The sequence below is a fragment of the Streptosporangium sp. NPDC006007 genome (assembly GCF_040614315.1).
Lineage (GTDB): Bacteria > Actinomycetota > Actinomycetes > Streptosporangiales > Streptosporangiaceae > Streptosporangium.
Genome location: NZ_JBEXUG010000057.1, coordinates 14792 through 27957 on the forward strand (window position 1 = coordinate 14792; position 13166 = coordinate 27957).

9 protein-coding genes and 1 CRISPR repeat array are annotated in these 13166 nt (G+C 65.3%); of the genes, 6 read left to right on the forward strand and 3 right to left on the reverse strand.

Annotation, left to right across the window (positions count from 1 at the left end; genetic code table 11):
• Positions 1-13 precede the first annotated feature (13 nt).
• Entirely contained in the window at positions 14-358 is a 345-nt protein-coding gene (locus ABZ194_RS27920; RefSeq protein WP_355599997.1) for a cupin domain-containing protein, read from the forward strand.
• A gap of 512 nt (positions 359-870) precedes the next feature.
• Here ABZ194_RS27920 and ABZ194_RS27925 read toward each other — a convergent pair.
• The gene (locus tag ABZ194_RS27925) at positions 871-1326 is read right to left on the reverse strand and encodes a hypothetical protein (RefSeq protein ID WP_355599998.1); all 456 of its coding nucleotides are present in this window, start codon (positions 1324-1326) and stop codon (positions 871-873) included.
• Between the two features lie 103 nt (positions 1327-1429).
• Positions 1430-1633 carry a hypothetical protein gene (locus ABZ194_RS27930; protein ID WP_355599999.1) on the reverse strand — a complete coding sequence of 68 codons (204 nt, stop codon included), beginning with the start codon at positions 1631-1633 and terminating at the stop codon, positions 1430-1432.
• 115 nt (positions 1634-1748) lie between these two features.
• On the opposite strand from ABZ194_RS27930, the gene ABZ194_RS27935 reads away from it, so the two are divergent.
• The 5 genes from ABZ194_RS27935 (at position 1749) to ABZ194_RS27955 (ending at position 12608) form a co-directional block, all read left to right on the forward strand.
• A complete protein-coding gene (locus ABZ194_RS27935; protein WP_355600000.1) occupies positions 1749-2987 on the forward strand; it encodes a helix-turn-helix domain-containing protein in 1239 nt (412 codons plus the stop codon).
• Between the two features lie 427 nt (positions 2988-3414).
• Positions 3415-4254 carry a hypothetical protein gene (locus tag ABZ194_RS27940; RefSeq protein WP_355600001.1) on the forward strand — a complete coding sequence of 280 codons (840 nt, stop codon included), beginning with the start codon at positions 3415-3417 and terminating at the stop codon, positions 4252-4254.
• An 816-nt stretch (positions 4255-5070) separates the two neighbouring features.
• Positions 5071-7966: a CRISPR direct-repeat array (repeat unit 29 nt; unit sequence GTGCTCCCCGCGCACGCGGGGATGGTCCC).
• Positions 7967-8974: 1008 nt separating this feature from the next.
• Complete coding sequence (locus ABZ194_RS27945) at positions 8975-9538, forward strand: hypothetical protein (protein ID WP_355600002.1); 564 nt, start codon at positions 8975-8977, stop codon at positions 9536-9538.
• Position 9539: 1 nt separating this feature from the next.
• Positions 9540-10091 (forward strand): hypothetical protein, encoded by a 552-nt coding sequence (locus tag ABZ194_RS27950; protein ID WP_355600003.1) that lies wholly within the window; start codon positions 9540-9542, stop codon positions 10089-10091.
• 843 nt (positions 10092-10934) lie between these two features.
• Entirely contained in the window at positions 10935-12608 is a 1674-nt protein-coding gene (locus ABZ194_RS27955; RefSeq protein WP_355600004.1) for a hypothetical protein, read from the forward strand.
• 369 nt (positions 12609-12977) lie between these two features.
• On the opposite strand, the gene ABZ194_RS27960 is transcribed toward ABZ194_RS27955, so the two are convergent.
• Positions 12978-13166, reverse strand: a 189-nt coding sequence (locus ABZ194_RS27960; RefSeq protein WP_355600005.1) for a hypothetical protein, incomplete at its 5' end; no start/stop codon positions are given.

A 13166-nucleotide genomic window follows, 5' to 3' on the forward strand; every position in this document is an offset into this window, starting at 1 on the left:
GAGCAGTTCAACGATGAGCAAACCCGAGCGCGAGTTTTTCCCGGCCACCGGGATCGACTTCACCGTCTGCCCAGGCGGCGACCCCAAGATTACCGAGCGGATCCTCGCCAGGGACCCGGAGACCGGTGTCGCCACACGCATCCTGCGATACGCGCCCGGCGCGGACTCCAGCCCCATGGGGGTGCAGAAACACGACTTCTGGGAAGAGGTTTACATCCTGGAAGGCTCCTTCGTCGACCTTACGCTCGGGGAAACCTTCAACGCCGGGATGTACGCCTGCCGCCCGCCGGGCATGCCCCACGGTCCCTGGCGTACCGATGAGGGCGTGGTGACCTTCGAGGTCCGCTACCGCATCTGACTCTCCAGCACTGAATCGGCGTCCTCCGTGACCGTCCTCACCTGCCCGGTGTCCAGGCGATGCATGACAGCGCGGCGGCCACCACCGGGTCACGCCGGACGCGATGCTCCCACGCGGACGGCCGGGGCGACGGCTCCTGGTCGTCACCCCCGCTCGGCGGGTTCGTTCGTTCCGCCGACCCAGCCGGGCCCTCCGCGGAACCCGCACCTCAAGAACAGCTCGCCGAGCCGCTGTCCCCTGCGGCCTTCGCACTCCGGGCAGGTGATGGGGTGCGTCACTTCCGGTCCGTCCCCTTGCGTGTCGTGCACTTCACCCACCGCTCGGCGTTCTCCGCCGAGCCGCCGTTCACAGGGATCCACTCGCCCTGACTCCCAGGCACACGTCACGATCGGTTTCTCGTCCGCCGTGGTTCGACCGTACGCCGGAGCTGGGTGGCCGTCACGCGAACGCCGGGGCGGGGCGTTCCCCGCGCGCCGGCCCCGCCGCGAGGACGACCACCTCGCCCCGCCCGGTCAGAGCTCCTGGTTGCTCGTAGAGGCTGCTTGGTAGTCCTGGACGTCCTCTGGGCCGGTCCTTCCGATGTCGTGGAGGTACTTGATGTCTTCGAGGAAGACGCCGAAGAAGTGGAGCAGACCGACTATGAGACCGAGAGGACGGGGTCCATCAGCGTCCGCCTCGGCGCAGAGCGCGACAAGAGTTTCAGCGTCCTTTTCCCGCCAAGCCTGGAAAAGCCGGGCGCCTCGCCGGAAGTTCTCTTCGTCCTGCCGGCGGTTCTTCTCATGTTCGTCGATGACGCCGGAGAAGGCGTGGCCGTCGGCCGTCGTGAAGCCGGCGGCAGGTACGAGGGATCCCGTGGCCGGATGGATGATCATCGGTGATCCGTCGTGTTCGGTCCAGCCGACGATGGGGTGACACTCCCGAGAGGGGTGGTAGTAGGCGTTCCAGCCTGTGTTGGCGGCTCTGATCACATTGGGCTCCCTGAGGCAATGGCCGCCGTTCGGCGGAGAGCGGCGGCGAGGATCACAACCTCGTCGCGGTCGGTGTCGTTGCCGAGTTTGTCGTAGGAGAGGCTCATCCATCGGTCGAAATCGCTACCTTCTCGGCCACATCGCCGCCATCCTCGGGATCAGGAAGCAGTCGCTTCACGAGCTGATGCGCAAGGGCCAGGCGCTCCTGGAGGCTCAGCGCGTCCGGCTCGGCGTGGTCAGCCTGCGCGAGCGGCGCCGCGCCCGCCTGGTCGAGGCCGGCGGGGTCCTTGCTGTCACAGCGGCGCAACGCGCCGCAAATAAGTGATCAGCCCGATGGATACATAAAGGTCACAACCCCTCGCGCGGAACGGACTCGGCCCCCTAGCCTGAGTCTGTCCAGGCATCGGGAAAGGGCATGACCGGTGAATGACGCCAGCAACGAATCCGCCGGTCCGGTACTCACCGTCGGGCAGCGCATCAAGCACCTGCGCGAACGTCGTGGTATGACCCGAGAAGTCCTCGCGGGTCTCGTCGGCAAGTCTGTTTCCTGGCTCAAGGGCGTGGAGACAGGACGCCTACAACAGAACCCCCGCCTGCCCATCCTCCTGCAACTCGCCGAGGCCCTGCGGGTCCGTGATCTTTCGGAGCTGACAGGCGACCAATCAATACCGGTTCGGATGTTCACTGGTCCCGGCCACCCTGCACTGAACGCCGTACGACAGGCGATCAACGCAACACCTCTCCAGCCCGCCGGAACCGTCGAGTCGCTCAGCCGCCTGCGCGGCCGTCTGGACGCGGCATGGCGAGTTCGGCATGCCTCCGCTGATCACCGGACCGCTCTGGGGGGACTCCTTCCCGATCTGATCCGCGACATGCAGATGGCGGTGGCAATGCATCAGGGTGTGGGGCGGCGCCGCGCGAACGCGCTTCTCGCGGAGACATACGGCCTGGCCCAAATGTTTCTCGCCTATCAGCCCTCTCAAGATCTGTTGTGGCGAGTTGCCGATCGAGCCTTGATGGCTGCGCAGGAGTCCGAGGACCCTCTCGCACTCACGTGTGCAGTGTGGTTCCTGGGGCAGGCGCACCGCGATGTGGGCGACTTTGAGGCCGCACGAGCGATCAATGAGCAAGGGATGTCGGCGGTCCAACCGCACATGAATAACCCAAACGTAGACCTGCTCGCGATGTGGGGGGCACTGAACTTCGAACTGGCGTTCACAGCCGCGCGCACCGGTAACATCGGAGAAGCTTGGCTGTACTGGGAAGAGGCAGACCGGGTTGCCGGCCGCCTCCCCAGTGACTACTACCAGGCGTGGACGAGCTTCTCTCGGGTCATCATGGGCGCTCATGCAGTAACAATTGCGGTGGAACTGTCCCAGGAAGGTGAGTCCGCCAGGCAGGCTGAGCGGGGGATCTCTGCCCCGATCCCGTCCCGGCCACGCCGGGGACGCCACCTGATCGAGATCGCCCGGGCATATCGCCTTCACCGCGACCACGGAGCCGTACTCGGCACCTTGGAGCTCGCTCAGCAGGCAGCGCCGGAGACCATCAGCTACAACGGGTATGGCCGCCGCATGCTCCTGGAGCTCGTCGAGGCAGGCCCCGCGCCCTTACGCCCGCGAGCGCGCGAGTTAGCAGACAAAATTGCATTGATGGTCTGACCGAAACTAAGGGGCACAAACTGTGCCCCCTAGTTCGTTGAAAGCCACCTACGGTCCCTTCCATGGCTCCGGAACAGGCTGTGCAGCAGTTACGCGAGAACCTCGCGGCCTGCGGCATTCAACCGCCAGACACCGACGTCATGACGGCGCGCAGCGGGCACCTCACACTCAGGCTTGGCTGCGACCTACTCGTATGGTGCGGACCTGAGCAATTCCGCTGGCCTCATCCGACCAGTGGATGGATATGGCATCCGATCAGCGATCCAGCGGGCGCAGCGCGTCTCCTTGCCGATCAACTCAGCCGCGCTGCGCCTCCGCGCCACCATCAGTCGTCCACCTGAGTTCACGGCATCACACATCAATAAGCGGGCCTGCCAGGTGCTCAGAACACCAGACAGGCCCTTGATCAGGAAGCGAGTCCTGACCCATGGCACACCATAGTGCCCCGATCCTCGACCGAGCCATGGCGTCCCGAGGCGGCTGCGGCTGCTTCGCCGACACCGCGCCGATGCCGATGGGGTGCGCCGTCTGCGGGCACGCACCCTACGCGCACGGCTGCCCCTACCGGGCCGCCGATCACGAGTACGCGCAGCCGTCCGGCGCGCTGATGGAGACGCGGTTGGAGGCCCGCCGCCACGGCGGCCCGTGCATCCTCCCCGCCGCCGAACCGCCCGCCGACGTCGCGCCCACCGAGGTCATCCCGCTGGTGCCCGCGCAGCGCCGCCCCGACCTGCCTGCGCCCGCCGCCCCGGCCGCGCCCGCTGTACAACCCACCCAGCCGCCGCTGCCCAGAAGGGTGCGCCGCCCCTTCCCCACGCCCGGAGCACGGCCCGCGGCCACCAGGCCGCCCCGCCGCGGCGACAACCAGCGCCCGGCGCCCAGTGTCCGCGCGAGCGCCCACAACCCCAGCCAGGCGAGGGCCGCTCCGCCGACGCCCCGGCCGGCCGCACCGGACCAGACATCCCAGAGTCTTCTCCCCCACCACATAAGTCGGACCCGCCCGACGCCGCGAACGTCGGAACGGGTCCTCAATCGGACAATGGAGGTCCGACCCATGGAAAACGCTACAGCCAAAACCGCTCCGGTGATCCCGGGCTGGCGGGTGATCATCAGCGACAGAGGCCGGTTCTGGGCTTTCCGCCGGACGCCCTTCCCCATCGCGGCGATGCGCGCCGGAGCAGACCCGGCGGTGGACGCCGACACCCTCGACGCGGTACAGGCCGAGGTCGGCCGGCAGGAAGAGATCGCCGAACGGGTGGCGTCGTGATCGGGCAGCCCCGCACCCCTGGACGGCACCGCGCCGGGCAGCCCCCCACCGCCGTGGTGCACCGCCGCCTGTGGGACGGCCCCGCCCGCGCCCAGGCCGAACGGCTGAACCAGACGCACCCGACCTGGGTCGCGCTGTACGGCCCCGGCAGCCGCCGCTTCTACGCCCTGGCCGCCTGGCCGGTCTCCGAACCGCTGATGATCGACGCCGCCACCGCCGAGGACCTAGAGAGGCGGATGTACGAGGCGGCCATAACCGTGACCTCCTGCCACGAGACTCCCCTCACCGCCTTGGCCCCGGCCCCGGCGCTCCCGGCGCCCCTGAGCAGGCGCGGCGGCGCCCCTTCCCGGCATCCGCCGCCGCGCCCCACCACCTCCGCCACCCCTACCAGGGCGCGGCATAGACCGGCGCGACGGCGGGCGAGTGCCGTCCCCGCCGTCGCACCGCTGGACGTGCGGCCCGGGCCGAAGGGGGCTCGGGCCGCACACCCACGTGGTCCCCCTCGCAGGAGGAGGGACCACCCGCACCGGCCGGACCGCACCCCCGGTCCGGCCGGCGCACCCCCGGATGCCCAGCCATCCGTCGTCAGGAGATCCATGCTGGACACCCTGTTCCTCGTACTGTGGCTGTACGGCTGCCGCGTGCTGTCCTGGCTCACCGGCGGGTGCGGGCTGCGTCGATCACGTACCACGGCAGGCGTGGACTACCCTGCTGCAGGACGTGGAGACAACAAATCCGGTGGCGCCCGAAATGTCCGATCCTTCGAAAGTGCTCGAATTTCACGCTCACCGCCGACAACCCCGCAGGTCAGGCAGAGTGCTCCCCGCGCACGCGGGGATGGTCCAAGCATTCTCGCATTTCCGGTCCGCCCATTGCGGTGCTCCCCGCGCACGCGGGGATGGTCCCTGGTCACCGGTCTCCAGCTGGCCCTGGTCGCGGTGCTCCCCGCGCACGCGGGGATGGTCCCACCCCCACCGTCAGCACCGAGGACACCGAGGAGTGCTCCCCGCGCACGCGGGGATGGTCCCCCGCCGCCTCGGCCGGCGATCCCCGGTCGGTCGTGCTCCCCGCGCACGCGGGGATGGTCCTTGGGACTACGCGGAGGTGGAGGGCGCGTGGATGTGCTCCCCGCGCACGCGGGGATGGTCCTGGCCCGAAAGAATGGCCCGCCAAACGGCCAAAGTGCTCCCCGCGCACGCGGGGATGGTCCCTTTCATATTCAAGCTCAAGATTGTGCTAGGGTGTGCTCCCCGCGCACGCGGGGATGGTCCCAGGAGCGGCGCGACCTCCGCCAGTGCACCGTCGTGCTCCCCGCGCACGCGGGGATGGTCCCGCGCGCTCCCGTACGGCTCGCGCGTCGGTCTCGTGCTCCCCGCGCACGCGGGGATGGTCCCCGCTCGCTGAACAAGTCCTCGAGCACAGGCCGGTGCTCCCCGCGCACGCGGGGATGGTCCCCGCGCGGCTGGTTGTTCACCGCACGGTTCTGGGTGCTCCCCGCGCACGCGGGGATGGTCCCCGAGACCTCACCCTCGCCGACCGGGTATGGGCGTGCTCCCCGCGCACGCGGGGATGGTCCCCGAGACCTCACCCTCGCCGACCGGGTATGGGCGTGCTCCCCGCGCACGCGGGGATGGTCCCCCATGCCGGTGGCGGCAGTGACGACTCTTCCGGTGCTCCCCGCGCACGCGGGGATGGTCCCGATCTCCCTGTCCCCGGTGAATTCCCAGGTCAGTGCTCCCCGCGCACGCGGGGATGGTCCCGGCACTCCTTTTCGATAGACCCGGTAATAAGCGTGCTCCCCGCGCACGCGGGGATGGTCCCTACGACGTGTGGCGCACGATCATGTGGCAGCGGTGCTCCCCGCGCACGCGGGGATGGTCCCAGACTTTCTGTCTCAGCCCCGGTCACCGTGCCGTGCTCCCCGCGCACGCGGGGATGGTCCCCTGGCCGACATACCCAGCCTGGACATCCACCTGTGCTCCCCGCGCACGCGGGGATGGTCCCGAAGTGGCGCCACCAGTAGCGGACGAGGCGCCGTGCTCCCCGCGCACGCGGGGATGGTCCCACCGCAGCTCCAGGACCTGCATATACACGGGTGTGCTCCCCGCGCACGCGGGGATGGTCCCGGGGCCCGGCTGGGGCTGCTGCCCGCTCATCTGTGCTCCCCGCGCACGCGGGGATGGTCCCCCCGACGACGTCAACACCACCGCCGACCACCTGTGCTCCCCGCGCACGCGGGGATGGTCCCACGATTTCCGACACTCGGGCGGGGGTGAGGCGGTGCTCCCCGCGCACGCGGGGATGGTCCCGGCGGGAGGCGTCCAGACGAGGCCCCGCCGGGGTGCTCCCCGCGCACGCGGGGATGGTCCCGGGAGCGCGGGCCCCTTCCAGGAACACGGGTCGTGCTCCCCGCGCACGCGGGGATGGTCCCACTCCCGCGTCCGTCTCGAAGATCACCATGCCGTGCTCCCCGCGCACGCGGGGATGGTCCCACGCCGGAGCTCGCTTCAGGCGGTCCCCGGGAGTGCTCCCCGCGCACGCGGGGATGGTCCCTCGACAGGTCCGCGAAGTCATCCCACTGGCCGGTGCTCCCCGCGCACGCGGGGATGGTCCCCTTCATGTCTACCCCGGCGGCCAGCATGAGCGGTGCTCCCCGCGCACGCGGGGATGGTCCCGTGGAGACGTCCCTGCCGGACACCGGGCGGGAGTGCTCCCCGCGCACGCGGGGATGGTCCCAGGAAATTGAGCACAGTCGCCTCCTTCTGGACGTGCTCCCCGCGCACGCGGGGATGGTCCCAGACCCATGTCGATCTCCTCTCGGGGGCCCGGGTGCTCCCCGCGCACGCGGGGATGGTCCCCACCTCGATGTCCACCTCGTAGTACGAGGCGAGTGCTCCCCGCGCACGCGGGGATGGTCCCAGGTCCCGCACCTGGAAGATGTCCTTCGTCGGGTGCTCCCCGCGCACGCGGGGATGGTCCCGACATCGCGATCCGCTCGTCCGGGATGGATGGGTGCTCCCCGCGCACGCGGGGATGGTCCCTGCCGGAGATCATCAGACCTTCTTACCGGTGCGTGCTCCCCGCGCACGCGGGGATGGTCCCCGTGGCCGCGTTCGTGGCGGACGTGGCCTCTAGTGCTCCCCGCGCACGCGGGGATGGTCCCTGGGCGCGCCGCTTCTCCAGCTTGGCCTGGGGGTGCTCCCCGCGCACGCGGGGATGGTCCCGTTGCCGTTCCGCGCCCACTTCACGACCGTCTGTGCTCCCCGCGCACGCGGGGATGGTCCCGACGAACGCGGTTCCCGGCGGGTGGGTGTCGAGTGCTCCCCGCGCACGCGGGGATGGTCCCCCGCCGTCGTGCAGCACGGTCTTGCGGGAGTGGTGCTCCCCGCGCACGCGGGGATGGTCCCGTTCCGTAGGACGAGGAGATTGCACGTGCAGGGTGCTCCCCGCGCACGCGGGGATGGTCCCCGCCGCTGTTCTCGGTCCAGATTCCGTACTCGGTGCTCCCCGCGCACGCGGGGATGGTCCCGGCAGCTACTAGAAGAGGGGCCGACGACCGTGGTGCTCCCCGCGCACGCGGGGATGGTCCCACGGTCGCGTTGTCCCGCGTCCACCTCGCCTCGTGCTCCCCGCGCACGCGGGGATGGTCCCGCGAAACGGATGGTCACCGCCGCGCGGATTCTGTGCTCCCCGCGCACGCGGGGATGGTCCCGGCCATGCCCGGGTGACCACCACTGAGCAGTACACCCACGTGGCCGGGACACTGATGCGGGACGCGAGCGCGCGCATGGGGGCCGCTCTCTGGGGCGACGGTTGACAGGACGGGGAACAACTGCAACCCCGGCAGGGTTCGGAGATCGAAAAGGCCCTCTCCCCGAGATCTGGGAGAGGGCCTCTGAACTGCGGAGGCTCGGGGATTTGAACCCCGGATGGGCGGTAAACCCAAACCGCATTAGCAGCTCTGAGCCTGCGCGTCCCAATCGGTTCAACCTGGACCAACGGGCGCGGCCGGTCCCTTCGGAACGGGGTTAAACGGGGCTGGATTGCAACTAGAACTGCAACTAGGAACTCGCTGTTACGCGCGGCGTGATCTCGATGATGTATGCCGTACTGGCGGCCAGTCGCGCCTTGTGCGAATGCCCACACTTCAGCCTGCCTAATCTTCCCGTCTGCCTCGCCCCACCGCGAAGCGACAGCGGGCCGGCGACGGAGGGGCAAGCTCATTTTCGTGTGTCCGTTCACAGGTCGTCGTTTCTCGATCATGAGATGCCAACGGTCACAGACGGGCTTGAGCCGGAGGAACCGGACCGCTGGGCTTGCCTGGGTCGAGGCAGACGGGAAGATCAGGCCCCCTCAGCCACCTACGGTTCCATGGTCCATGCTGTTGATCATCCCGGAGCCGAGCGCCCCCGCCGGAGGCATGGCGGTTTCAAGGGCTTCGCTTTCCAAGTGACGACAGGGCCTCTCACCAGGGTAAAAGCGTTCTCCAGACCTCTATCCCAGAAGATCATCCCGCGCATATCTCGCACCAGCTCCCGACCTGCCCCGGCGCATCAAGAGCGCTCTGTCAAGAAACGAAGCCTAGAACTATCGATCTATGCCTGCAGGTAGCGGCACAATGACAGGGATGCCCTCTTGAGCCCGCGAACCAAAGGACTAATCCCTCCATAAGCTTACCTATCAGCTATTTACGAAATAGCCAAACTGAAATATAGAGGATATGCAGCTCCCCGATTGGTTCACCAAACCCGAATCATTATTTGCCTTTACTTCTGCCCTAGCCGCATGGGTGGCCATGATATTTGCGTGGTCCAGCGCCCATAGTGCACGAAAACAACTAAAACTGCTACGCAAGCAAGAAGAACGAAAGGGGGCTCCACTCCTGGGCCGAATAAATGAATCATACTACAAAATAAAAGATAATTCTTATCGTTATATGTTCGCACTATACATAATCAATCCTTCCGAGACCGAAAATTCTCTAACAAGGGCAGAGCTATGGGTTAGCTACTCCAAAACCGATGGCTCTAGTCACGTAGCCAAGATCTTAAATGACAAAAAGGTCGACTACGGCGAAAGCGTGCCGGATGAGGAAATTATTTCCGTTCCGGCCACCATAGGAATCCGTGATGCCATATATGGGAAAATCTTTTTTTCGTTCCCTGAAGACTTTTTGAAAGGGTGCTCTATCCAGAAGCATACCATCGTCCTAGAAGACGGCATTGGAGCCACTTCGGAAATTCCGTCCATAATTATTGACGCAGTCGAAGATCATGGAGAATAGAGTGGGAAAGCGTGTCCGAGTGCCAGCCCCAGTAGACATTCTCGATGATGGTGCAATTTCACATCGCGAGGTTGGCTATGGGCGACTCATTCCCCTTGTAATTATAGATACACGAAAGCGGCCGGACATCACAGAGCTGATCCGGACGCATGTTCACCTTAAATATGGGGATGTAAAAGTCCAGTGGGGGAGGCTTCCGCATGAAAACGTCGGGCTAGTTTTAGAATTCGTTCGACCAGTAGAGTTAAAGATTGTCATTCGATTTAACATCGAGCGGCGTGGCGGAATAGTCGATCAAATAATTTCTACAGAGTCGCTTTATATTCAATCCGGCAAGCCGGGAGACAAGGCTTCGACTGGATCCAACGATTCACGAATTCTACTCGAAGTGCCGGATACGGGGTTTAAAGTAACCTGGGAAAAGCTAGTAAGAAAGAGCCTATCAAAGAGATTCAAAAAGAAAGGATTGGATCGGAAGTCCTCCGTCTTAGCGGCATCACAGTTCTTAGAGGAGTGGAGGAAACTCGGTCAGTTCCGCCTGCCGCCACGTTGAAAACTGCACACCCCTTACGATGGGAGATGATTAAAAATCACGTATCCCAAATCACGATTCTACGGATTAAAAGATCGCCTTCAGGCCGTTCCGGATCGTTCAATGCAGATCAGAGGGCGTTGTGTGGCCTGACTTGGACTACTGCGAACGGCCTCGAATTGCAATCCAGGCTGCAACCGCGGCGGCTGCGATCGTTCTGGAGCCCCGCCGCAAATTGTCCTTGAGTAGAAGTTTGAGACGGTGAGGCCACGTGAGCCACTGACCGATACCGCACGCAACTGTCTGCGGCGTCCCCCTGCTGTAGATTGGATAGACGATAGACCATGGTGGCCATGGTGGCCATGGTAAAGGCCACCATGGTGTGGTTGACTTAGTTGCTAATTTGTAGTCGCGTCTCGAAGCCGTTCGAGGCAGCCGTGCCTGTAGTAATAGGCGCGGGCCTACGGCCGTCAGGGACCTGTCGGGTTAGGCGAAGAAACTCTAGTCATTCGCGGGCCATGAGCTGAGCGAGCAGCGCCACCACCGTAGTGGCTCCTACCACGGCGGACCCGACCTCGGGCGCATACAGGGTCAGGGCGACGACGAGGGCCCCGACCAAGAGGAGGAGTACAAGGCGAAAACTAATCTGTTCCATGAGGACCCTACTTTCCACGCGGTGCCAACTGGTGTGCAACAAGCGTGGACGCCAAATGAACAGCCTTGACGACCTATGACAATCACTGACGGCATCGACCAGAAGTAGCCGCTATATGACGATGTGTGATTGATTCCGCCGATGACGTTTACAGGTGTTGGGGTGTCTGATTTACAGGATCTGACGCAGAATCACCACGAGGGGAAGTAATGGCGGTAGCACAACCGTGGAAGCGACCCGACCTGGCCGCCCAGCCTTACCTGAAGAAGCTCAACGACGAGCTCCATGATCTACGACTGGACGCCGGGCTCCTCTCAGCGCGGACCATTCGCGACCGAATTGGGGAGGATGCGCAGGGTTACTGGATCGTGAACCATCAGGCAGTGCTAGATTCCTTTCAGAAGCCGGAGCTCCCGCCGTTAAGCCGCCTCGAAGTGATTGTCGGTGCCCTGACCGAGGCGGCTCGACGCAACGATGTAGACGGTGAAGTTGATCGATTCAAAGATCTTTGGACGCAAGCTGCCAGGGAAACGGTTGCTCAAGCATCGGTGCACCCTCCGATAGATTCCCCTGCATCTAACAGCGATGATGCCGCGCATGGCGTAGCTGAAGCTTTCGAGGACCTGCTGATGCGGGGCATCGAGGACACAAATGGGGGGACAACACGAGTGCCGCCGGTCGGCCCCGACACGCCTACCAACGCTGGCCACATCGCTGCTGCGCAGTTCAACTATGCGGAAGAGTCTTTGAAGGGGCTGATCATCAATGCAGCACAGGCTCTGTGGCACGACAAGGACGCGCTGAGAGTGTTTCTTGGTGTGGTCCGCCGCAGTGAGGGGTTCGCGAAGATGGCTGACGCGGTGGAGGAGCAACGGCCAGCGAACGCGACATTCTATGGTGTGAAGAGCAGAGAGTTCGAGGTTGAGCACTCTGTGGCGCAACTGGAGCTGGTTAGGTTGCATAACGTTCTTGACGAACACAGGTTGAAGAGGAAGTGGTCCTTCACTGACATGGAGGATCAGACGGGGGTTTCCGCTGATGCATGGATTCGCTGGTACACCTATGACGAGTTACCCAAGCGTGAGGCGCTCGTCGCGTTCTCTCATGTAGCGCATCTGATGCCAGAGGATCACATCCTGCTGCTCGGCCTTTGGGACGCGGCCCATGATGCGTTGGAGAGGCAAAAGCGCTCTGACGCTATGCCTTCTCGTATCAGCTTCGACGAGGCATGGGCAATGCGAGATCTATCGGCGTCGAGGTTGTGGGCGCTCGCCGGTGTTGGGGACGACGGCCTGACCGTGTACGGCCCTGACCTGGCATGCGGCACGGCTCCGGCGTTCGTCGTGGCCGGACCGGCCCGGTCTGGCCGCTCAACAGCGCTTGTGAACATCTCGCGTTCACTGCTCGAAGCCGGCACCCGCGTCGTACTGGCCGCGCCTAGACCGTCTCCTTTGAGGGAATTGGCCGATCGGGACGGCGTGGTGGCCTGCTTCGTCGGAGGCGACATCGGGCACGACGAGCTCAAGGAAGCACTGTCGGCGGCATCTAGCGAGGGGCCAATCGTCGTCGTGATGGACGACGCGGAGGTCTTGGACAAATGCGATGCCCGGCGCTTGCTGTCAGACGTGTTGCAGCACGGTTTCGACAAGGGCATGGCACTGGTCCTGGGCGGCAACGAAAATGAGCTTCAGCCAAGCCTCTACTGGCTGCATGGAGTGCGGAGAGCCCACCGAGGCCTCCTCCTGTCCCCCCAAGAGCGGAACGCCGGCGATCTGATCGGCATCAAGACTGGAGACTCCATCATCAACAGTCCTGTTACTCCTGGCCGAGGTTGGCTCCACCTTGGGGACGGCAGGCTATTGGCGGTGACCGTGCCACGGTAAGGGCCGACCCGACTCGCTGGTCTGAACAACCAGTTTGGAAGATTGCGGCGCATACCCCTCTGACCTGCTCCAGTGCAGCTCAGAGGCGGTTTCGCCTTCCCCGTGACTCCCCCTGGCTTCCCCTCCTGACGGGCACGTGACGGGCACGCCAGAGACGGCCGTTAGCTTAGCTGCTCGGTGGGCTGGGGCTGAGGTACGAAGTCCCAGACCTTCGATCGCCCCCGACCACGTGCGGGCTCAGCCACCATCAGGCGATCGTGAGAGTGACCTGGCTCCTGGCCCTCGGAGCTGAATGAGCTAAGGGACGCAAGAGAGCGAGCAGCCAGCGCGATGCGAAGCACCCGAAGGGCCTCGAAGAGGTTGGGCCGGTCAGTCGAAGCTCTCGCCCCTACGCGGCGGTGTGGCCCTGGTGCGGCGGCCGATGGTCGGGTACGGCGGGCGTGCGGTGCGGCGGGCGGCTCGCGGTCCCGCCGCCGGCCGAGACCGGCGCCCACGCCGCACGCTCGGGCGGCGTTCGGGCGGCGGGCCGTGCGGCGGCGCGCCGCGCCGCCGCGCTTG